The sequence below is a fragment of the Lentzea sp. NPDC003310 genome (genome assembly GCF_040610935.1).
GTDB lineage: Bacteria > Actinomycetota > Actinomycetes > Mycobacteriales > Pseudonocardiaceae > Lentzea.
In genome coordinates, this window is sequence record NZ_JBEXNC010000023.1 from 14,009 (window position 1) to 34,763 (window position 20,755).

A 20,755-nucleotide genomic window follows, 5' to 3' on the forward strand; every position below is an offset into this window, starting at 1 on the left:
TCATCCCTTCACGGAGCCGGTCAGGCCGCCGACCATGCGGCGTTCGGCGAGGACGAAGAACGCGAGAGCCGGGATCATGGACAGCGCGGTGAAGGCGAGCACCTTCGCGGTGTCCTGGGTGTGCTCGGACTGGAACATCGCCACGCCGAGCGGGAGCGTGAAATTGGTGGAGTCGTTGAACACCAGCAACGGCAACAGGTAGAAGTTCCAGCTGGTGACGAACGCGAGCACGGACACGGTGATCAGCGCCGGCCGCGAGAGCGGCAGCAGGATGCGCCAGAAGAACCCGAGCTTCGCCGCGCCGTCGAGCAGCGCGGCGTCCTCGAGCTCGCCGGGGATCGCGTTCATGAACGGCCGCAGGATCACGACCGTCACCGGCAGCGAGAACGCCGCCTCCGGGATCGCGACGCCGAGCGGGTTCTCCAGCATCCCCAGCTGACGCAGCCACAGGTACAGCGGCAGCGTCGCCACGCCGAGCGGGAACAGCAGGCCGAGCGTGAACAACGTGTAGAAGCCCTCGCGGCCGCGGAACCGGTAGCGGGACAACGCGAACGCCGCCATCGCCCCCAGCCCGACCGCGAGCGTCGTCGCGATCACCGCGATCAGCGCGCTGTTGCCGAGCAGGCGCCAGAACACCGGCGAGGTCGCCACCTCCGCGTAGTTGTCCCACACGAACGGACCGGGCAGGCCGGCCGGTGCCGAGTTGATCTGCGCCGTGGTGCGGAAACCGCCCAGCACCACGAACAGCAGCGGCACCACCGTCATGCCGATGACGGCGAACGCGGCGAGGTAGCCGATCGTGTTGCGTCGTGCCATGTCAGCGCACCCCCGTCAAAGCGCCTTCGGTGTCCCGGCGCAGGGCGAAGCGCTGGTAGAACAACGCGAACACGAAGCAGATGATGAACAGGATCACCGCGACGGCACTGCCGAAGCCGAACTCGTAGCGCTTGAAACCGTGGTCGACGAGGTAGGTCGCCATGGTCGTGGACGCGTTGGCGGGACCGCCGAGCGTCATGATCCAGACCAGGTCGAACAGCTGCAGCGACCCGATCACCGAGAGGAAGATCCACACCCGGATCGTCGGTCCCAGCAACGGGAGCACGACGTGCCGCGTGGTCTGCCAGGCGCTCGCGCCGTCGAGCGCGGCGGCCTCCCGCAGTTCGGCCGGCACACCCTGCAGACCGGCCAGGAGCAGGATCACGCCGAACCCGATGTACTTCCACGTGATCACCACGAAGAGCGTGTAGAGCACGATCGACTGGTCCGCGAGCCACAGCTGCACGAGCCCGCCGAGGCCCACCGAACGCAGGATCTCGTCGATGAAGCCGCCCGGCTGCAACATGAGCAGCCAGATCACCGCGGTGACGGCTTCGGACAGCACGTACGGCGCGAAGACCACCATGCGCAGGAACGTCCTGCCGCGCAGCTTGCGGTTGAGCAGCATGGCCAGGCCGATGCTGAGCGGCAGCTGCACGACGATCGACAGCACCGCGATGATCATGTTGTGCCCGATGGCGCTCTGGAAGACGTCACCGGAGAAGGCGTCGACGTAGTTGTCCAGCCCCACGAAGTCCGTGAGCGGGCCGAAGCCGTTCCACGAGTAGAGGCTGTAGTAGCCGGCGACGCCGATAGGGATCAGGACGAACCCGATGAACAGCACCAGTGCCGGGGTCAGCAGCAGGGCGAGCTCGAGACGGGTGCGGAGTCGGGACCGCCGCCGGGTGCCCCCGGCCGCTGGCGCGTGCGGCACGGGGGCGGTCGGCGGCCGCGTGGTGATCGCGGCACTCATCACTTGTTCCCGGCAGCTGCTTCACTCACCGATTTCACGATGGTGTCCGGTGTTCCCTGCCCCGCGAAGAAGTTCGCGATGGCGTCGTTCAGCGCCTGACCGACCTTGGTCGGGAACGCGGTGTCGAAGTAGAACTGCAGGTACGAAGCCTTGTTCATGGCCTCGGCGATCGTCTTGTGCGGCTCGCTCTTCAGCGCGGCCACACCGGCCGGGGTCACCGGCAGACCGGAGTTCGTCTCGGCGAGGATCTTCTGCACGTCGTCGCCGACGAGGTGCCCGAGGAACTCCGAGCAGGCCTTGGCCGCACGGGTGGTGCAGGAGAACCCGTCACCGCCGCCGAGCAGCACGCTCGGGTCGCCCTGACCACCGGGGACGCTCGGGAACGGGAACCAGCCGATCTTCGAGCTGAGCTCCTTGTCCTCCGTGAGCGCCTGCATCACGTCCGGGTTCCAGTCACCCTGCAGCTCCATGGCGGCCTTGCCGTTGGCCACCAGGCCCGCCGAGCTGCCCGCCCCCTGCTGAGCGGGCGTCCCGACGAACCCGTCCTGGAACGGTTTCGTGTCCAGGAAGCTCTTCAGGTTCTCGCCCGCCTTGGTGAAGCACGGGTCGGCGAGCTCGGTCTTCTCGACCGCCTTCTTCAGCGTGTCGACCGAGCACTGGCGCACCGCGAAGTACGCCCAGTAGAACGCGTCGGGCCAGCGGTCCTTGCCGCCCAGCGCGATCGGCACGACGCCCGCGGTCTTCAGCTTCGCGACGGCCGCGTTCAGCTCGTCCATCGTGGTCGGGGTCGAGGTGACGCCGGCACTCGCGAAGACGTCCTTGCGGTACCAGAACCCGACCGCGTGCATCAGGTACGGCGTGCCGAACTGCTTGCCGTTGTTCTTCCAGCCGTCGGCGTACTTGCCCAGCGGGCCGATCCAGCTCTTCGACGACTCGGTGATGTCGGCGAGCTTGCCGGACTTGATCTGGTCGACGAGCTGGCCCGCTCCCCACTGCTGGAAGATGTCCGGCGGGGTGTTGCCCTGCAACGCGAGCGGCACCTTCGTCTGGAACTGCTCGTTCTGCAGCGGTTCGATCGTGAACGAAGTGTTCGGGTGGGTCTTGTGGAAGTCGTCGGCGATCTGCTGCCACTTCGACTTCATCGGTTCGGTGGTCCTGTTGTGCCACCAGGTGAGCGTGACGGGTCCTTCGGTGGAGGCGTCTCCGCCACCACCACCGCACCCGGCCAGCACGAACGCCGCGGCGGCGAAAAGCGCAAGGGGCTTCTTGGAACGCATTGGGGGTCCACTCCTGACGACGTCGGCCGGTTGGACTGCCTGTGTTGGGGCCAGAGACTCTCGGATGAACCGGTCTCGTGTCAATCGTTGTCGATAACGTTTTACACCGCTAGCCTGACGCCGTGCCTCCTCGCTCTCGCGTCACGATCCGGGATGTCGCCGCTCAGGCCGGCGTCTCGGTCGCCACCGTGTCCAAGGTCCTCAACAACCGCTACGGCGTCTCCGCCGACACGTTCGCGCGGGTCACGGCGGTGATCAAGGAACTGGGGTACGAGGCGAGCCTCGTCGCGCAGAGCCTGCGCAACCACCGCACCAACGTCATCGGGATCCTGGTCGCCGACATAGAGCCGTTCAGCACCGAACTGCTCAAGGGCGCGGCGGACGCCATCCGCGGCACCGGGTTCGAACTGGTCGTGTACTCGGCGGGTGGTCGCGTCGGCGACCCGCAGGGCTGGGAGCAGCGCTACCTCACCCGGCTGAGCGGCACGCTCGTCGACGGCGCCGTGCTGGTCACGCCCGCCGTCGACCTCGAGGGCATCCCCGGTACGCCGGTCGTCGCGGTCGACCCGCACACCGGCCGCGCCGCGCTGCCGACCATCGACTCCGACAACCTGCACGGCGGCCGGCTCGCGACCGAGCACCTGCTCTCGCTGGGCCACCGCCGCATCGCGATGCTCACCGGCCGCGAGGACCTGAAGTCCGCCCAGCAGCGCGAGACCGGCTACCGCGGAGCGCTCGCCAGCGCGGGCGTCGGGGTGGACGAGTCCCTGGTCCGCCGCGGTGACTACGACGCGGACGTGGCCGCGGCCTCCGCGCGAGAGCTGCTCGCCGGGCCGGACCGGCCCACCGCGATCTTCGCCGCCAACGACATCACCGCCATCGCGGCGATCGAGGCGGCGATCGGCCTCGGGCTGCGCGTGCCGGAGGACCTCTCGGTGGTCGGCTTCGACAACCTCCCCGAGTCCGCGCTGTGCTCACCGCCGCTCACGACGGTGCAGCAGCCGATCCGCGAGATGGGCCACCGCGCCCTCGAACTGCTGGTGCGGCTCATCAACGGCGACGAGCCCGCCGACACCCACATCACCCTGGGCACCGACCTGGTCGTCCGGCAGTCGACCCGTCCACTGACCTCGTGAGGTTGTTCTAGTGACGACAGAAGCCACCGCGCCGGGGGAACTCTGGCGCGACCCGCACGCTCCCGCGGCCGACCGCGTCCGCGACCTCGTCGCGCGCATGACGCCGCAGGAGAAGATCGCGCAGCTGCAGGGAATCTGGGCGGGCATCGACGCCGGTGGCGAGATGGCGCCGCACCAGCACGAGTTCGCCGTGGCACCGCAGGACTTCGACGAGCTGACCCGCCACGGCATCGGCCAGCTCACCCGCGTGTTCGGCACCCGCCCGATCGCGCCGGAGGTCGGCGCCCGCACGCTCGCGCGCACCCAGCGGCAGATCATCGAGGCGAGCCGGTTCGGGATTCCCGCGCTGGCGCACGAGGAGTGCCTCACCGGGCTCGCGGCCTGGCAGGCGACGGTGTTCCCGTCGCCGCTGTGCTGGGGCGCGACGTTCGAGCCGGACCTGGTGCGCCGCATGGCCGCGAAGATCGGCGAGTCGATGCGGCGCCTCGGCATCCACCAGGGCCTCGCACCGGTCCTCGACGTCACGCGCGACCTGCGCTGGGGCCGGGTCGAGGAGACCATCGGCGAGGACCCGCACCTCGTGGGCACCATCGGCGCCGCCTACGTCGCGGGTCTCGAGTCGGCGGGGATCGTGTCGACGCTGAAGCACTTCGCCGGGTACTCGGCCTCCCGCGCGGGACGCAACCACGCTCCGGTGTCGATCGGGCCGCGCGAGATGGCGGACGTGGTGCTGCCGCCGTTCGAGATGGCCCTGCGCGCCGGTGCCCGCTCGGTGATGAACTCCTACGCGGACAACGACGGCGTCCCCGCCGCGGCGGACGGCACGCTGCTCACCGACCTGCTCCGCGACGTCTACGGCTTCACCGGCACGCTGGTCTCCGACTACTTCTCGGTGGCGTTCCTGCACAAGCTGCACGGCATCGCCTCCGGACGCGAGGACGCGGCCGCGCAGGCCCTGGCCGCGGGCATCGACGTCGAACTGCCCACTGTGGACTGCTTCGGCGAGCCGCTGCTGGAAGGCCTTCACTTCGACCGCGTCGACATGGGTCTCATCGACCGGGCGCTGACCCGCGTGCTGACGCAGAAGGTCGAGCTGGGACTGCTCGACCCGGACTACTCCCCCGCGCCCGGCACGAACTTCGACGTGGACGACGCGGAGTCCCGCGCGCTGGCCCGCGAGGTGGCGGAGCGGTCGGTCGTGCTGCTGCAGAACGACGGCGTCCTGCCGTTGAGCGGCAAGCGCCTGGCGGTCGTGGGCCCGCGCGCCGACGAGCCGGGCGCGATGATGGGCTGCTACTCGTTCCCGCTGCACGTCGGCGTGCACCACCCCGACGCGGAGATGGGCATCGAGGTCGCGACCGTGCTGGAGGCGTTGCGCGAGGACCACGACGTGGTGTTCGCGCGCGGCTGCCCGGTGCTCGGCGGCACCGACGAGGAGATCGCCGAGGCCGTCGAGGCCGCGCGGCAGGCGGAGGTCTGCGTCGTCGTCCTCGGCGACCAGGCGGGGCTGTTCGGCAACGGCACGTCCGGCGAGGGCTGCGACGCCGCCGACCTGACCCTGCCCGGCCGGCAGGAGGAACTGCTGGAGGCGGTGCTCGGCACCGGCATGCCCGTCGTGCTCGTGCTGCTCTCGGGCAGGCCCTACGACCTGTCCCGGCAGGCCGACCGCCTCGCCGCCGTGGTCTGCGGCTTCTACCCCGGCGAGGAGGGCGCGGCGGCGCTCGCGGATGTCCTCAGTGGACGGATCAACCCGTCCGGGCGGCTCCCGGTCAGCTTCCCCGGCGCGGGGTCGAGCCAGCCGTCCACCTACCTGAGCGCGCAGCTCGGCGCCCGCAGCGAGGTCAGCAACGTCGACCCGACGCCGCTGTACCCGTTCGGGCACGGGCTCTCCTACGCGCCGGTGACCTGGCTGACCGCGGGCTGCGAGGAACGGGAGTGGCCCACGGACGGCGTCTGCCGGGTGCACGTGGTGCTGCGCAACGACCTGGAGGTCCCCGCCACCGACGTCGTCCAGATCTACCTGCACGACCCGGTCGCGGAGGTGGCCCGGCCCGTCCGGCAGCTGGTCGGCGCGCTGAAGGTGGACCTCGCGCCCGGCGAGACCCGCACGGTCACCGCCGAGCTGCACGCGGACCTCACCTCCTACACCGGCCGCGCGGGACACCGCCAGGTCGACGCGGGTGACGTCGAGCTGCACGTCGGCACGTCGAGCGCGGACGTCCACGCCGCGCTCAAGCTCACGATGACCGGGCCCGCGCGCCGGGTCGGTTTCGACCGCGTCGCGACACCCGAGTTCACGACGAGTCCCTGATCGGCCGTCCCCCCGGCCGCCCGGTAACGTCCACTGCGGACGGGCGGGGCGGCCGGAGGGATGTTGTGGTGCTGGAGATCAGCGGACTGACGTGGGCGGCGACGATCGGTCTGATCGTCGTGCTGCTGGCGGTCGACCTCGTGCTCGCCGCCTGGCGGCCGCACCGGATCGGCTTCCGCGAGGCCAGCCTGTGGTCGGTGTTCTACATCCTCGTCGCCGTCGGCTTCGGCGTGTGGTTCGCGACCGCGCACGGAGGCGGGTTCGGCGCCGAGTACTTCGCGGGCTACATCGTCGAGAAGAGCCTGTCGGTCGACAACCTCTTCGTGTTCGTGATCATCATGACCACGTTCCTCGTGCCGGAGGAGCACCAGCACAAGGTGCTGACGTTCGGCATCGTGCTCGCGCTGATCATGCGCGGCATCTTCATCGCGGTCGGCGCGACGCTGCTGTCGTTGTTCTCGTTCATGTTCCTGCTGTTCGGGCTGCTGCTGATCTTCACGGCCGTGCAGCTGTTCCGGCACCGCGACGAGGACCCGGACGTCGAGAACAACGTCGTGGTGAAGACCGCGCGCAAGCTGCTGCCCGTCACGGACGACTACGTCGGCGGCAAGATCTTCACCCGCGTCGGGGACAAGCGGTTCGCCACGCCCCTGTTCGTCGTGCTGGTCGCGATCGGCGGCGTCGACCTGCTGTTCGCGCTCGACTCGATCCCCGCGGTGTTCGGCGTGACCGAGGAGCCCTACATCGTCTTCACCGCCAACGCGTTCGCGCTGCTCGGCCTGCGCGCGTTGTTCTTCCTGGTGAAGGGCCTGCTCGACCGGCTCGTGTACCTGTCGGCCGGTCTCGCGATCATCCTCGCGTTCATCGGCGTCAAGCTGATCCTGCACTGGGCGCACGTGGACATCTCCGCGAGCGTGCCTGAGGTGCCGACCCCGCTGTCCCTCGGCGTGATCATCGCGATCCTGGTGGTCGTCACCGTCGCGAGCCTCATCAAGACGCGCAACGACCCGTCGGCCAAGGCCCACCCCGGTTCCCTACGCGGTCACCGCGAGGAGGAGCGCTGATCAGGGGCCGGGCTTTCCCTTGCCGGGCTTGGACTTCTCCCCGGCGGGCGGCTTGGGCGCCTTCGGGGCAGGTCCCTTCCCACCTGCGGGCGTGCCCTGGTCCACGACCTGGACCGGTGCCTGCGTGGTGGTGACCGGGGCGTTCTGCAGCACGGCCGGGACGACGTCCGCCGTGCCCGCGGTGCCCACCGACGTGGTCGCGGGGACGTTCGCGGCCGGGGGTTCGGAACTCGTCGAGGTGACGCTGTTCCACGTGCTGATCCCGGTGCCGATGGCCGAGAGCAGCACCACGGCGGACGCGGCCGTCATCAGCACGCGGGACCGGCGCGCTGGTGCCACGACCAGCGTCGGGGCGTCCGCCGCCGGGGTGCGCAGGGCTTCGGCGCACTCGCGGGCGGTGGGACGGCGGGCCGCGCTCAGCGACGTCATCCGGGACAGCAGCCGCACGAGGTCGAACGGCAGGTCGTCGGGCACCACCGGGGGCCGGTGCAGCCGGGCCACCGCCGCCTCGACCTCCGCGCCTTCGTACTCGCGCCGCCCGCTCAGGCACTCCAGCAGCACCAGACCCAGCGCGTAGACGTCGGCGGCGCTGGTGATCTCCTCACCGCGGACCTGCTCCGGCGCCAGGTAGGCCGCCGTGCCGACGACCTGGCCGGTCCTGGTGAGACCGGCGCTGCCGACCATGCTGACCAGGCCGAAGTCGGCCAGGCGCGGGATCTCGTCGTCGTCGAGCAGCACGTTGGAGGGCTTCACGTCGCGGTGGACGAACCCCCGTTCGTGCACGTGCGCCAGCGCGTCGGCCAGCGCCGCGCCCACCTTGCGCACCTTCTCCACGTCCAACGGCCCGTCCGCGACGCGCTCGCGCAACGTCCGGCCCTCGATGAGCTCCAGCACGACGTAGGGCGTCTCGCCGCCGGGGTCCGCGTCGTAGACCGTGACCAGGCCGGGGTGCGACAGTCCCGCGAGCGCGCAGATCTCGTTGTCGATCCGGCGCGCGTCCGCGAGGTCGTCACCCAGCCGGAACAGCTTGATCGCGACGTCCCGCGCCAGGAGCGTGTCCGTGGCACGGCGCACCTCGGCGACCCCGCCCGTGCCGAGCACCTCGCCCAATCGGTACCGGTCAGCGAGAAGACTCGTGTGCGGTGCCATGGGCCAGACCTTTCCGTTCGGGCGGGACGGATCAGGGGTGCCCACCCCGCCGGTGATCCAATCGTGGAGCAGGCTCCACCCCGGAAACTCCAGCAGCCCGCATCGATTCCCGCGCGCCGCGCGACCAGTCTGAGCAGGACAGTTTCCGGTGACCGAAAGAAGATCATGCTCAGACTGCAGCTCGCCGTCCTGACCGGAGTCCTGTGCGCGGCGGCCGCGACCGGGACCGCCGGCGCCGTCGTGAACGGCAGCGACTCCACGGAGCGCTACGAGTTCATAGCGTCCATCCCGGAGACCGTGCCGGCCGCGGGTGGCCTGAAGGGCGTGTGCGGCGCCTCGCTGATCCACCCCCGGTGGGTCGTGACGGCCGCGCACTGCGTCGATCCCGAGGGGACGGGCGCGGTGCCCGACGGAACGGTCCGCGTCGGCAGCGACCGCCGCACGTCCGGTGGCACCGTGCGCGCCATCGACCGCGTCGTGCGGCATCCCGGCTACCGGCTCGGCGCGCCCAACCAGCACGACATCGCGCTGGTCCGGCTCGACCGCCCGGTGCGCGAACGGCCCGTCCGCATCGCCGCGCGGCCCGGCCCCGCCGGCACGCCTACGCGCCTGCTCGGCTTCGGCACCACCGTGGACACTTCCGACATCACCCAGATCGCGTTCCCCGAGCGGTTGCAGCAACTCGACACCCGCCGTGGCGCGGTGTCCGAGTGCTCGCCCGGTTTCGCCGACGAGAACCGGCTGTGCACGATCAGCCGCAAGCCGGGCGCCATGGCGTGCATCGGCGACTCCGGCGGACCTCAGGTCCAGCGCGGCAGGCACGGCCGGTGGGAGCTGATCGGCACGACGTCGGGACCGGGTGACACGGGTCCGCTGTGCGCTGATGGTCCAGGCCTTTACGCGAACGTGCCCGCTTACGCGAAATGGATCCGCGCGACGATCAATGGCCCCTCGCACCGCTGAACGCGCCCTCGTTAATGTCGTGGTGCGGCCGCATTCCGCTCATTCCACGAGAACGAGGTGAAAAATCGTGCGTGCAATTTCGGCGTTCGTGCTGGCGGCGGCCGCGACAATGGCGGTGGCGGTGCCGGCCTCGGCGGCGACCGTGGACGCGTCGATGGCGCTCCAGTCGCACGCCAGGCTGGGGGCGAAGGGTGTCGCCGTCGTCGTCCCGGTGCGGGTGATGTGCGCGAACGGCGCCACCGGGTCGTTGTGGGTGCAGGTCACGCAGAACGTGCGCGGCGAGCTCGCGACCGGTGACAAGTACACGCCGAGCGTGCCGTGCACCGGCGCGGACCACAAGGTGGACGTGACCGTGGTGGCCCGCACGAAGGCATTCCGGCCGGGGGTCGCATTCACGTCCGCGACGTTGAACGTCTTCCTCGCGCCGGACGCGTCGAACGTCGTCGAAAGCGAGCGGGAAATGACGCTCGTGCGATAGTCACGAACGTCGTCTGACCGCCGTCGAGGCGCGGACCACGAGCTCCGGCTGGAACTTCACGTGCCGGTGCTCGTGGTCCGGTTCGTTCTCCGCGAGCAGCAGCTGGGCGGCGGTGCGGCCCAGCTGCTCGCGCGGCTGGCGCACCGACGTCAGCGGCACGGCGGCCGCCGCGGCGAACTCGATGTCGTCGTAGCCGACCACCGCCAGGTCGTCCGGCACGCTCAGGCCCTGCTGGGTCATCGACTGCAGCAGGCCGAGCGCGAGCAGGTCGTTCGCGCAGAACGCGGCCGTGGGGCGCCGGGAGGCGGGCAGGCCGACCAGCCGCTCCCCCGCCTCGCGGCCCTCGGCCACCTGCAGGCTCCTCGTCTCGAGGAACGTGAGCGCGTCGGCGGGCAGGCCCGCGTTCGCCAGCGCCCGCGCCGCGCCCTCGCGCCGGTCGCGGACCTGCTGGATGGACAGCGGGCCGCCGACCATCGCGATGCGGGTGTGGCCGGTCTCGATCAGGTGGGTGACCGCGAGCTCGCCGCCGAGCACGTCGTCGACGGCGACCGAGCAGCGCGAGCCGTCCGCCGCCTCGCGGTCGACCAGCACGACGGGCGTGCCGCGTTCGGCGAACCGCGCGCTCTCCGCGTCGACCGGGGTGATCAGGATGCCCTCGACGCGCTGCTCGTGCAGCAGTTCCAGGTACTCGCGCTCCCGGCCGCCGTCCGAGGCGCTGTTGCAGAGGAACAGGGCGAGGCCCGCCTCCCGTGCCGCGTCCTCCACGCCGCGCGCCACGTCCGTGAAGAACGGGTTCGCGGCGTCGAGCACGACGTAGGCGAGGACGCGGCTGCGTCCGGCGCGGAGTTGCCGCGCGGACTCGTTGCGCACGAAGCCGAGCTCCTCGATGGCGGCGAGCACCCGCTGCCGGGTGGCCGGTGCGACGACGTCGGGCCGGTTCAGCACGTTCGAGACGGTCGCGTTGGACACGCCGGCGTGCTGCGCGACGTCGCGGATGCCCACTGACGGCTTCACCGGCGGCTCCTTTGTTGAAACGTGACAACGAATCGTACAGCTTGCGTCTTGACATGGTGACGTAACGCACCCAGAGTTCTCGTAACTCAGTCGTTAAAACGTTTCAACATCGAGGAGACGGACGTGGACCGACCTCCGGTGGTGGCACTGGACGAGGTGAGCAAGTCCTTCGGCGCCGTCCGCGCGCTGTCCGGGGTGTCGCTGCGCCTGCTCCCCGGCGAGGCCCACGCGTTGCTCGGCGAGAACGGCGCCGGCAAGTCGACGCTGATCAAGACGCTGGCCGGGGTGCACCGCCCGGACTCCGGTCAGGTGCTGGTGGACGGTTCGCCACAACGCTTCTCCGGTCCGGCCGACGCGCTGGCCGCGGGCATCGCGATCATCTACCAGGAACCGACGCTGTTCGGTGACCTGTCGGTGGCCGAGAACGTGTTCATGGGCCGCCAGCCGCTCGGCTTCGGCCGCCGCATCGACGTCGCGCGGATGCACGCCCGCACCGCGGAGCTGTTCTCCCGCCTGGGGGTCCGGCTCGACCCGGCCCGCCCGGCGCGCGGACTGTCCATTGCGGACCAGCAGCTGGTCGAGATCGCGAAGGCGCTGTCGTTCGACGCCCGCGTGATCGTGATGGACGAACCGACCGCCGCCCTGTCCGACCACGAGGTCCAGCGGCTCTTCGGTGTGGTGCGGGCGTTGCGCGAGCAGGACGCCGCCGTGCTGTTCGTCTCGCACCGGCTCGGCGAGGTCTTCGACCTGTGCCAGCGCGCCACCGTGCTGCGCGACGGCGAGTTCGTCTGGTCCGGCGAGCTGACCGGCGAGACGCCGGACTCCCTGGTGCGCCGCATGGTCGGCCGCGAGCTCTCGCAGCTCTTCCCCAAGGAGGACACGACCGCGGGCGAGGTGCTGCTCTCGGTGCGGCGCCTGACCCGCGAAGGGGTGTTCACCGACGTGTCGTTCGACGTGCGGGCCGGCGAGATCGTGGCCCTGTCCGGACTGGTCGGCGCCGGCCGCAGCGAGGTGGCCCGCGCGGTCTTCGGCATCGACCGCCCCGACGCGGGGTCCGTCCACGTGCGCGGCCGCAAGCTGAAGTACGGCTCCCCCACCGCCGCGATGGCGGCGGGCATCGGATTCGTGCCCGAGGACCGCCGCCAGCAGGGGCTCGTGATGGACGCGTCCATCGAACGCAACACCGCGCTCGCCTCGCTGGGCCGCCTGTCGACGTTCGGGCTGCTGCGCCGGCGTTCGGAAAGCGCGCTGGCGCAGGACTGGGCGGTCAAGCTGCAACTCAAGTTCGCGAGGCTGAGCGACCCCGTCGGCGTGCTGTCCGGCGGCAACCAGCAGAAGGTCGTGCTCGCGAAGTGGCTGGCGCGCAAGCCTTCCGTGCTGATCGTCGACGAACCGACGCGCGGCATCGACGTCGGCACCAAGGCCGAGGTGCACCGGAAGCTGTCGGAGCTGGCCGGGCAGGGGGTCGCGGTGCTGATGATCTCGTCGGAGCTGCCGGAGGTGCTCGGCATGGCCGACCGCGTGCTCGTGATGCACGAGGGACGGCTGGTCGAGGAGCTCGACCGGGCCGAGGCGACCGAGGAACGCGTGGCGCTGGCCGCGGCGGGGCAGGTGGGCCCGTGACGACGCAGCTCGACGCTCCTCCGGCCCCCGCCGAGCGCACCGCCGCCCGCCGCCTCACCACCCGCGTCGGCCGCTTCCGCGAACTCGGCATCGTCGTCGCCCTCGCACTCGTCATCGTCCCCACGGCGATCGTGAACCCGAGGTTCGTCCAGCCGCAGAGCCTGCGCGACCTCGCGTTGAACGCCTCGATCGTCGCGCTGCTCGCGGTGGGCCAGACGCTCGTCGTGATCACCCGCAACGTCGACCTGTCCGTCGGCTCGGTCCTCGGCCTGTCCGCGTTCCTGACCGCGCAGCACTTCGCCGACAACCCCGGCACCCCGCTGGTCGCGGGCATCGGCTTCGGCATCGCGGTCGGCCTCGCGTGCGGACTGCTCAACGGCCTGCTGGTCGCCCTGGGCAACGTGCCGAGCCTCGTCGTCACCCTCGGCACGCTGTACGTGTTCCGCGGCGTCGACTACGCGCTGGCGCAAGGCGAACAGGTCAACGCCGCCAACCTCCCCGACGCGCTGCTGAACCTCGGCAGCAGCCGGATCGCGGGCGTCCCGGTCCTCGTGCTGATCACCCTCGTGGTGATCGTCGTGGCGGCCGTGTACCTGCGCTCCTACCGCTCCGGCCGCGAGCTCTACGCGATCGGCTCGAACCCGGAGGCCGCGACGCTCGCGGGCATCCCCGTCGCGAAGCGCACGCTGACGACGTTCGTCCTCTCCGGACTCGTCGCGGGCCTCGCCGGAGCGTTGTGGGTGGCCCGCTACGGCACCGTGGACGCCGCCGCGGGCACGGGACTGGAGCTCCAGGTCGTCGCGGCCGTCGTAGTCGGCGGCGTCGCGATCTTCGGCGGCTCCGGCACGGTCGCCGGCGCCGCGCTCGGCGCCCTGCTGCTCGGCACGATCACCAGCTGCCTGGTGGTGCTGCAGATCCCGGCGTTCTGGCAGCAGGCGATCTCCGGCGCGTTGTTGCTCAGCGCCATCACCGTCGACCGCCTCCTGGCGCTGCGGCTCGCGAAGGCCTTGCGCCGCACGGAAGGGACCAGCCATGCGTAACCTCCTGCGGTGGGAGACCGCGCTGGTGTTCCTGCTCGTCGTCGTCGCCCTGACCGGCCAGGTCGGCACGGACGGGTCGTTCCTGTCCGGCGGCAACCTCTTCTACCTCGGCCTGGACATCGGCGAGATCGCGCTCATCGCGCTCCCGCTCACGCTGGTGATCGTCGCGGGCGAGATCGACCTGTCCGTCGCGTCGGTGCTGGGCCTGTCCAGCGCGTTGATCGGCTGGTTGTGGAACGCGGGCTGGCCGCTCGAGACCATCCTGCCGACCGTGGTCGTCGCCGGCGCGCTGTGCGGGGCGTTCAACGGGCTGCTCGTCACGCGGCTCGGCCTGCCGTCTCTCGCGGTCACCATCGGCACGCTGGCGCTCTACCGCGGGCTCGCGCTCGTGGTCCTGGGCGACACGGCGGTCGCGGACTTCCCGGCGAGCTACACGGCGTTCGGCACCACCCCGGTGCCCGGCACGAACATCCCGTACCCGATCCTGCTGGCGGCGGTCCTCGCCGTGCTGTTCGGCATCGCGTTGCACGCCAGCTCGTTCGGCCGGTCCGTCTTCGCGATCGGCGCCAACGAGGAGGGCGCGCGCTTCTCCGGCATCCGGGTCAAGCGCGTGAAGCTGTCGCTGTTCGTGCTCGCCGGAGCGGTCGCGGCGATCGCGGGCATCGTCTACACGTTCCGCTTCTCCAGCGCCCGCGCGGACAACGGGCTCGGGCTCGAACTGGCCGTCGTCGCCGCCGTGCTGCTCGGCGGGGTGTCCATCTTCGGCGGCAGGGGCACGCTCTTCGGCGTGCTCGCGGGCGTGCTGCTGCTGGGCGGGCTGCGCAACCTGCTGATCCTGCAGGACACCTCCACCGAGGTCCTCACCATCGTCACCGGGCTGCTGCTCCTGGTGAGCGTTCTCGCCCCCTCGATCACCCGACGCGTCGGAAACCTAAGGAAGGCCACGCCATGAACACACGCCTAGTGCTCGCCCTGGTGATGTCCGGGGCCGTCGCGCTCACCGCCTGCGGTGGCACCACGAAGGACAGCTCCGGCGGTGACACCGGCGGCGCCACCAACGCCGCGAAGGGCGACCCGAACGCGGCCCTCAAGGAGGGCCTGAAGATCACGTTCCTGCCCAAGCAGGTCAACAACCCCTACTTCACCGTGGCGCAGAAGGGCGCGGAGAGCACCGGCACCGCGATCAAGGCCGAGGTCAAGGCGACCGGTCCGTCCGACGCCGCGGCGAGCTCCCAGGTCACCTACATCAACACCGCCGCGCAGCAGAAGCAGGACGCGCTGGTGATCTCCGCGAACGACGCCAACGCCGTCGCGCCCGCGCTGAAGACCGCGCGCTCGCAGGGTCTGAAGGTCGTCACGTTCGACTCGGACGCCGCGCCGGACGCCCGCGACATCTTCGTCAACCAGGCGCGGTCCAACGAGATCGCCGCCGTGCAGGTGAAGATGATGGCCGAGGCGATCGGCGCCAGCGGTGAGATCGCGATCCTGTCGGCGACCCCCAACGCCACCAACCAGAACGCGTGGATCGAGGTCATGAAGACCGAGCTCGCGAAGCCCGAGTACGCGGGCATGAAGCTGGTGGAGACCGCGTACGGCAACGACGACGACCAGACGTCGTTCCAGAAGACCCAGGGTCTGCTGCAGGCGCACCCGAATCTCAAGGGCATCATCTCGCCGACCACCGTCGGTGTCGCGGCGGCCGCCCGCTACCTCAGCTCGTCGGAGTACAAGGGCAAGGTCAAGGTGACCGGTCTCGGCACGCCGAACCAGATGCGCAAGTTCGTGCAGGACGGCACCGCCGGCTCGTTCGCGCTGTGGGACCCGAGCAAGCTGGGCCAGCTCGCGACCTACGCCGCCGCGGCGCTCGCGTCCGGCCAGATCACCGGTGCCGAAGGCGAGAAGTTCAAGGCGGGCGACCTGGGCGAGTACACCGTGGGCGCCAAGGGCGAGGTCGTGCTCGGCCCGCCGACGGTCTTCGACAAGGACAACATCGACAAGTTCGACTTCTGACATGCGCGTCTGCTTCACGTTGCGGGTGCGCCCGGACCGTCTCGACGAGTACCGGGCGCGCCACCGCGACGTGTGGCCGCGGATGCGGGCAGCCCTCACCGAGGCGGGTTGGCACAACTACTCACTCTTCCTCGCCGAGGACGGCCTGCTGGTCGGCTACCTCGAGTGCGACGACTTCGACGCGGCCCTCGCGGAGATGGCGCGCACCGAGGTCAACGCGCGCTGGCAGGCCGAGATGGCGGAGTTCTTCGTCGGCGGCGGCAACGCCGACGAACGGATGCGGCCCCTCGACGAGGTCTTCCACCTCGACTGAGTTTTGGGGAGAACGAACATGAGTGTGAAAGACGCGTTGCGGCAGCAGCGGATCGAGACGCCGTCGTGGGCGTACGGCAACTCCGGCACGCGGTTCAAGGTGTTCGCGCAGCAGGGAGTCCCGCGCACACCGTTCGAGAAGATCGACGACGCCGCGGTGGTGCACAAGCTCACCGGTGTGGCGCCGACCGTCGCGCTGCACATCCCGTGGGACCGGGTCGACGACTACGGCAAGCTCGCGGAGTACGCGGCGGAGCGCGGCGTCGCGCTGGGTGCCATCAACTCCAACGTGTTCCAGGACGACGACTACAAGCTCGGCAGCGTCTGCCACCCGGACGCGGCGGTGCGGCGCAAGGCCCTGGGGCACCTGCTGGAGTGCGTCGACATCATGGACGCCACGGGCTCGCGCGACCTCAAGCTGTGGTTCGCCGACGGCCTGAACTACCCGGGCCAGGACAACATCCGCGCCCGGCAGGACCGGCTCGCCGAGGCGTTGCGGGAGACGTACGACCGGCTCGGCGCCGAGCAGCGGATGTTGCTGGAGTACAAGCTCTTCGAGCCCGCGTTCTACGTCACGGACGTGCCGGACTGGGGCACCGCGTACGCGCACTGCCTGACGCTGGGCGACCGGGCGCAGGTGGTGATCGACACCGGGCACCACGCGCCGGGCACGAACATCGAGTTCATCGTGTCGTTCCTGCTGCGGGCCGGGAAGCTCGGCGCGTTCGACTTCAACTCGCGCTTCTACGCCGACGACGACCTGATGGTCGGGGCGGCGGACCCGTTCCAGCTCTTCCGGATCATGCACGAGATCGTGCTGGCGGACGCGCTGGCGCCCGCCGCCGGGATCGCGTTCATGCTCGACCAGTGCCACAACCTGGAGCCGAAGATCCCGGCGATCATCCGGTCGGTGCTCAACGTGCAGGAGGCCGCGGCGAAGGCGCTGCTGGTCGACCACGCGGCGCTGGCGGAGGCGCAGCAGGCAGGTGACGTGCTCGGTGCCAACGCCGTGCTGATGGACGCCTACAACACCGACGTGCGTCCGCTGCTGCGGGAGCTGCGCGAGGACATGGGCCTGGACCCCGATCCGATGGCCGCGTACCGGCGGTCCGGGTACGCGGAGCGGATCGTCGCGGAACGAGTCGGTGGCGAGGCCGCCGGGTGGGGTGCGTGATGGGCGAGGTCGAAGCACTGCTGGGGCGGAGCAACCGGCTCGGCGCCGATCCGCGCAACACCAACTACGCGGGCGGGAACACCTCGGCCAAGGGCGCCGAGACCGACCCGGTCACCGGGCAGCCCGTGGAGCTGTTGTGGGTCAAGGGGTCCGGCGGGGACCTCGGCACGTTGCGGGAGTCCGGGCTCGCGGTGCTGCGGCTCGACCGGCTGCGGGCGCTGACCGAGGTCTACCCCGGCGTCGAGCGCGAGGACGAGATGGTCGCCGCGTTCGACTTCTGCCTGCACGGCAAGGGAGGCGCGGCGCCGTCGATCGACACGGCCATGCACGGGCTCGTGGACGCGGCGCACGTCGACCACCTGCACCCGGACGCGGGCATCGCGTTCGCCACGGCCGCGGACGGCGAGGCGCTCGTCAAGGCGTGCTTCGGCGACCGGGTGGCGTGGGTGCCGTGGCGGCGGCCGGGTTTCCAGCTGGGACTGGACATCGCGGCGATCCGGCGGGAGCGTCCGCAGGCGATCGGTGTGGTCCTCGGCGGGCACGGCATCACGGCGTGGGGCGCGACCAGCGAGGAGTGCGAGGCGCACTCGCTGGAGATCATCGAGACCGCGCAGCGCTACCTCGCCGAACACGGCCGCGCGGAGCCGTTCGGACCGGTGGTGCACGCACCTCTGTCCACTGAGGACCGCCGCGCCAGGGCCGCCGCGCTGGCACCGGTGGTCCGCGGCCTGGCCTCGACCGACAGCCCGCAGGTCGGGCACTTCACCGACTCCGAGGTGGTGCTCGACTTCCTGGCGCGGGAACGGCACGCGGAGCTGGCCGCCCTCGGCACGTCGTGCCCGGACCACTTCCTGCGCACGAAGGTCCGGCCGCTGGTGCTCGACCTGCCGCCGACGGCGGAGATCGCAGACGTCGTGGCACGCCTGAAGGAGCTGCACCAGGCGTACCGGGAGGACTACCGCGCCTACTACGACCGGCACGCCGAGCCGGACAGCCCGCCGATGCGCGGCGCGGACCCGGCGATCGTGCTCGTGCCGGGCGTCGGGATGTTCAGCTTCGGCCGCGACAAGCAGACCGCGCGCGTGGCCGGGGAGTTCTACGTGAACGCCGTCAACGTCATGCGCGGCGCCGAGTCGGTCTCCCGGTACGCGCCGATCGACGAGCGCGAGAAGTTCCGCATCGAGTACTGGTCGCTCGAGGAGGCGAAGCTGCGGCGCATGCCGAAGCCGAAGCCCCTCGCCACCCGCGTCGCGCTCGTCACCGGCGGCGGGTCGGGCATCGGGCGCGCGGTCGCCGAACGGCTGGCGGCCGAGGGCGCGTGCGTCGTCGTGGCCGACCGCAACGGTGACGCGGCAAGGGAAGTGGCCGAGGGCATCGGTTCGCCGGACGTGGCGGTGGCGGTGACCGTGGACGTCACGTCCGCGGCGGGCATCGCCGAGGCGTTCCGGGAGGCGGTCCTGGCGTTCGGCGGCGTGGACCTCGTGGTCAACAACGCCGGACTGTCGATCTCCAAGCCGCTCGCGGAGACCACCGAGGCCGACTGGGACCTGCAGCACGACGTGATGGCCAAGGGCTCGTTCCTGGTGTCGCAGCAGGCCGCCGAGGTCATGCGCGCGCAGGGCATGGGCGGCGACATCGTCTATATCTCCAGCAAGAACGCGGTCTTCGCGGGCCCGAACAACGTCGCGTACGGGGCGGCGAAGGCGAACCAGGCGCACCAGGTCCGGTTGCTCGCCGCGGAACTGGGCGAGGCGGGCATCCGCGTCAACGGCGTCAACCCGGACGGCGTCGTCCGCGGCTCCGGGATCTTCGCCGGGGGCTGGGGCGCCCAGCGCGCGGCCGTCTACGGGGTGCCGGAGGAGGAGCTCGGCGCGTTCTACGCGCAGCGCACCCTGCTCAAGCGCGAGGTGCTGCCCGAACACGTGGCGGCGGCGGTGTTCGCGCTGACGGCGGGCGACCTCTCGCTGACGACCGGCCTGCACGTGCCGGTCGACGCCGGTGTCGCCGCGGCGTTCCTGCGATGACGGCGGTGGCGGCGGTCGACCTCGGCGCGTCCAGCGGCCGGGTGGTGCGCGGCGTCGTCACCGGCGGCGGCGTGCACGTCGAGGAGGTGCACCGGTTCCCCAACGGGCCGGTGCGCCGGGGCGACCGCCTGCACTGGGACCTGCCCGCCCTCTACCACGAGGTGCTGGGCGGGCTCCGACGCGCGGGCAGCGTCGCCAGCATCGGCGTCGACAGCTGGGCCGTCGACTACGGCCTGCTCGACGCGTCCGGCGAGCTGCTGGGCAACCCCGTGCACTACCGCGACTCCCGCACCGACGGCATCACCCCGCCGGACGGGCTGTACGAGCTCAACGGGCTGCAGTTCCAGCCGTTCAACACGATGTTCCAGCTCATGGCCGAACCACTGCTCCCCCGCGCGTCCCGGCTCCTGCTCATCCCCGACCTGCTCTCCTACTGGCTGACCGGGATCTGCGGCACCGAGTACACCAACGCCACCACGACCGGCCTGATCGACGTCCGGACGGGACGGTGGTCGGCCGAGCTGACCCGCGACCTCCCACCCGGTCTGCTCCCGGACCTGCGCCGCCCCGGCGACCCCGCGGGCACCTTCAAGGGAACGCCCGTCACCGCGGTCGGCTCGCACGACACCGCGTCCGCCGTCGTCGCCGTGCCCGCCGAGAGCGACCGGTTCGCCTACATCTCCTGCGGCACGTGGTCACTGGTCGGCGTGGAGCTCGACTTCCCCGTGCTCACCCCCGAGAGCCGGGCCGCCAACTTCACCAACGAGGGCGGCGTCGACGGCACGATCCGCTACCTGCGCAACGTGATGGGCCTGTGGCTGCTGCAGGAGTGCCTGCGGGAGTGGGACGCCGAGCTGGCACCGCTGCTGGCGGAGGCCGCCACGGCGCGCGGCGCGGTGTTCGACGCCAACGACCCGGCGTTCCTGCCGCCCGGCGACATGCCTGCCCGGATCGAGCGGTTCTGCGGGCGGTCCCTGACGCGCCCGGAGGTCGTCCGGTCCATCCTGGACAGTCTCGCGCTCGCGCACCGCGACGCCGTGCTGGACGCGCAACGGTTGTCCGGCAAGGAGGTCGAGGTCGTGCACGTCGTCGGGGGCGGGTCGCGCAACGAGCTGCTCTGCCAGCTCACCGCCGACGCGTGCGGCCTGCCCGTCGTGGCGGGACCGGCCGAGGCGACGGCGCTGGGCAACGTGCTGGTGCAGGCGCGTGCCGTGGGCGCGGTCCACGGCACGCTCGCCGATCTGCGGGAGTTGGTGCGGCGGTCGCAGCCGCTGAGGCGCTACCTGCCGCGCTGACGCGCCAGAACCCGGCCGGTGCCGCGATTCGTCCAGCCGGCACGAGAACCGGCCGCGACGTCGAAGCGCTGTCCGGTCCGACGGCACGAGAACCGG

18 protein-coding genes are annotated in these 20,755 nt (G+C 71.0%); 13 read left to right on the forward strand and 5 right to left on the reverse strand.

Annotation, left to right across the window (positions count from 1 at the left end; all coding sequences use genetic code 11):
• Genes ABZX02_RS37405 through ABZX02_RS37415 form a run of 3 tightly spaced genes read right to left on the reverse strand, consistent with a single transcriptional unit; the run spans nt 1 to nt 3,066 of the window.
• Nucleotides 1-816, reverse strand: a complete 816-nt coding sequence (locus ABZX02_RS37405) for a carbohydrate ABC transporter permease (RefSeq protein WP_355305726.1) — start codon at nt 814-816, stop codon at nt 1-3.
• Between the two features lies 1 nt (nt 817).
• Nucleotides 818-1,789, reverse strand: coding sequence for a sugar ABC transporter permease (locus tag ABZX02_RS37410; RefSeq protein ID WP_355305728.1), 972 nt, complete (start codon nt 1,787-1,789; stop codon nt 818-820).
• Nucleotides 1,789-3,066: an extracellular solute-binding protein gene (locus ABZX02_RS37415; RefSeq protein ID WP_355305730.1), complete on the reverse strand. Its 1,278-nt coding sequence runs from the start codon at nt 3,064-3,066 to the stop codon at nt 1,789-1,791. Before ABZX02_RS37415 ends, ABZX02_RS37410 begins: the two co-directional genes overlap by 1 nt.
• Nucleotides 3,067-3,188: 122 nt before the next feature.
• Here ABZX02_RS37415 and ABZX02_RS37420 point away from each other — a divergent pair, with 122 nt between their 5' ends.
• The 3 genes from ABZX02_RS37420 to ABZX02_RS37430 all read left to right on the forward strand — a co-directional run bounded on the left by ABZX02_RS37420 (nt 3,189) and on the right by ABZX02_RS37430 (nt 7,577).
• Nucleotides 3,189-4,202, forward strand: a complete 1,014-nt coding sequence (locus ABZX02_RS37420) for a LacI family DNA-binding transcriptional regulator (RefSeq protein ID WP_355305731.1) — start codon at nt 3,189-3,191, stop codon at nt 4,200-4,202.
• A gap of 10 nt (nt 4,203-4,212) precedes the next feature.
• Nucleotides 4,213-6,513 carry a glycoside hydrolase family 3 N-terminal domain-containing protein gene (locus ABZX02_RS37425; RefSeq protein ID WP_355305733.1) on the forward strand — a complete coding sequence of 767 codons (2,301 nt, stop codon included), beginning with the start codon at nt 4,213-4,215 and terminating at the stop codon, nt 6,511-6,513.
• 68 nt (nt 6,514-6,581) lie between these two features.
• A complete protein-coding gene (locus ABZX02_RS37430; RefSeq protein ID WP_355305735.1) occupies nt 6,582-7,577 on the forward strand; it encodes a TerC/Alx family metal homeostasis membrane protein in 996 nt (331 codons plus the stop codon).
• Here ABZX02_RS37430 and ABZX02_RS37435 read toward each other — a convergent pair whose 3' ends face one another.
• Nucleotides 7,578-8,726, reverse strand: coding sequence for a serine/threonine-protein kinase (locus ABZX02_RS37435; RefSeq protein WP_355305737.1), 1,149 nt, complete (start codon nt 8,724-8,726; stop codon nt 7,578-7,580). It abuts the gene before it with no gap.
• Between the two features lie 165 nt (nt 8,727-8,891).
• On the opposite strand from ABZX02_RS37435, the gene ABZX02_RS37440 reads away from it, so the two are divergent.
• Nucleotides 8,892-9,689 (forward strand): serine protease, encoded by a 798-nt coding sequence (locus ABZX02_RS37440; protein WP_355305739.1) that lies wholly within the window; start codon nt 8,892-8,894, stop codon nt 9,687-9,689.
• A gap of 67 nt (nt 9,690-9,756) precedes the next feature.
• Entirely contained in the window at nt 9,757-10,167 is a 411-nt protein-coding gene (locus tag ABZX02_RS37445; RefSeq protein ID WP_355305741.1) for a hypothetical protein, read from the forward strand.
• Here ABZX02_RS37445 and ABZX02_RS37450 read toward each other — a convergent pair whose 3' ends face one another.
• Nucleotides 10,168-11,181, reverse strand: a complete 1,014-nt coding sequence (locus tag ABZX02_RS37450; RefSeq protein WP_355305743.1) for a LacI family DNA-binding transcriptional regulator — start codon at nt 11,179-11,181, stop codon at nt 10,168-10,170. It abuts the gene before it with no gap.
• A 123-nt stretch (nt 11,182-11,304) separates the two neighbouring features.
• Between ABZX02_RS37450 and ABZX02_RS37455 the strand changes: the two genes are divergently transcribed.
• Genes ABZX02_RS37455 through ABZX02_RS37490 form a run of 8 tightly spaced genes read left to right on the forward strand, consistent with a single transcriptional unit; the run spans nt 11,305 to nt 20,659 of the window.
• Complete coding sequence (locus ABZX02_RS37455; protein WP_355305744.1) at nt 11,305-12,804, forward strand: sugar ABC transporter ATP-binding protein; 1,500 nt, start codon at nt 11,305-11,307, stop codon at nt 12,802-12,804.
• Nucleotides 12,801-13,844, forward strand: coding sequence for an ABC transporter permease (locus tag ABZX02_RS37460; RefSeq protein WP_355305746.1), 1,044 nt, complete (start codon nt 12,801-12,803; stop codon nt 13,842-13,844). Before ABZX02_RS37455 ends, ABZX02_RS37460 begins: the two co-directional genes overlap by 4 nt.
• The gene (locus ABZX02_RS37465; RefSeq protein ID WP_355305748.1) at nt 13,837-14,796 is read left to right on the forward strand and encodes an ABC transporter permease; all 960 of its coding nucleotides are present in this window, start codon (nt 13,837-13,839) and stop codon (nt 14,794-14,796) included. The genes ABZX02_RS37460 and ABZX02_RS37465 overlap by 8 nt, the downstream gene beginning before the upstream one ends.
• Nucleotides 14,793-15,854 (forward strand): rhamnose ABC transporter substrate-binding protein, encoded by a 1,062-nt coding sequence (gene rhaS, locus ABZX02_RS37470; protein ID WP_355305750.1) that lies wholly within the window; start codon nt 14,793-14,795, stop codon nt 15,852-15,854. Before ABZX02_RS37465 ends, rhaS begins: the two co-directional genes overlap by 4 nt.
• Before the next feature lies 1 nt (nt 15,855).
• Complete coding sequence (locus ABZX02_RS37475) at nt 15,856-16,167, forward strand: L-rhamnose mutarotase (RefSeq protein ID WP_355305752.1); 312 nt, start codon at nt 15,856-15,858, stop codon at nt 16,165-16,167.
• An 18-nt stretch (nt 16,168-16,185) separates the two neighbouring features.
• Complete coding sequence (gene rhaI / locus ABZX02_RS37480; protein WP_355305754.1) at nt 16,186-17,340, forward strand: L-rhamnose isomerase; 1,155 nt, start codon at nt 16,186-16,188, stop codon at nt 17,338-17,340.
• On the forward strand, nt 17,340-19,364 hold the full coding sequence (locus ABZX02_RS37485; protein ID WP_355305756.1) for a bifunctional aldolase/short-chain dehydrogenase: 2,025 nt from the start codon (nt 17,340-17,342) through the stop codon (nt 19,362-19,364). Before rhaI ends, ABZX02_RS37485 begins: the two co-directional genes overlap by 1 nt.
• Nucleotides 19,361-20,659, forward strand: a complete 1,299-nt coding sequence (locus tag ABZX02_RS37490; RefSeq protein WP_355305758.1) for a rhamnulokinase family protein — start codon at nt 19,361-19,363, stop codon at nt 20,657-20,659. The genes ABZX02_RS37485 and ABZX02_RS37490 overlap by 4 nt, the downstream gene beginning before the upstream one ends.
• Nucleotides 20,660-20,755 lie beyond the last annotated feature (96 nt).

What these genes read in the sequence shown, in the direction of transcription:
- ABZX02_RS37405 (WP_355305726.1), bottom strand. Translation starts at nt 816, where the DNA reads ATGGCACGACGCAACACGATCGGCTACCTCGCCGCGTTCGCCGTCATC.
- ABZX02_RS37410 (WP_355305728.1), bottom strand. Translation starts at nt 1,789, where the DNA reads ATGAGTGCCGCGATCACCACGCGGCCGCCGACCGCCCCCGTGCCGCAC.
- ABZX02_RS37435 (WP_355305737.1), bottom strand. Translation starts at nt 8,726, where the DNA reads ATGGCACCGCACACGAGTCTTCTCGCTGACCGGTACCGATTGGGCGAG.
- ABZX02_RS37475 (WP_355305752.1), top strand. Translation starts at nt 15,856, where the DNA reads ATGCGCGTCTGCTTCACGTTGCGGGTGCGCCCGGACCGTCTCGACGAG.
- rhaS (WP_355305750.1), top strand. Translation starts at nt 14,793, where the DNA reads ATGAACACACGCCTAGTGCTCGCCCTGGTGATGTCCGGGGCCGTCGCG.
- ABZX02_RS37465 (WP_355305748.1), top strand. Translation starts at nt 13,837, where the DNA reads ATGCGTAACCTCCTGCGGTGGGAGACCGCGCTGGTGTTCCTGCTCGTC.
- rhaI (WP_355305754.1), top strand. Translation starts at nt 16,186, where the DNA reads ATGAGTGTGAAAGACGCGTTGCGGCAGCAGCGGATCGAGACGCCGTCG.
- ABZX02_RS37485 (WP_355305756.1), top strand. Translation starts at nt 17,340, where the DNA reads ATGGGCGAGGTCGAAGCACTGCTGGGGCGGAGCAACCGGCTCGGCGCC.
- ABZX02_RS37440 (WP_355305739.1), top strand. Translation starts at nt 8,892, where the DNA reads ATGCTCAGACTGCAGCTCGCCGTCCTGACCGGAGTCCTGTGCGCGGCG.
- ABZX02_RS37415 (WP_355305730.1), bottom strand. Translation starts at nt 3,066, where the DNA reads ATGCGTTCCAAGAAGCCCCTTGCGCTTTTCGCCGCCGCGGCGTTCGTG.
- ABZX02_RS37490 (WP_355305758.1), top strand. Translation starts at nt 19,361, where the DNA reads ATGACGGCGGTGGCGGCGGTCGACCTCGGCGCGTCCAGCGGCCGGGTG.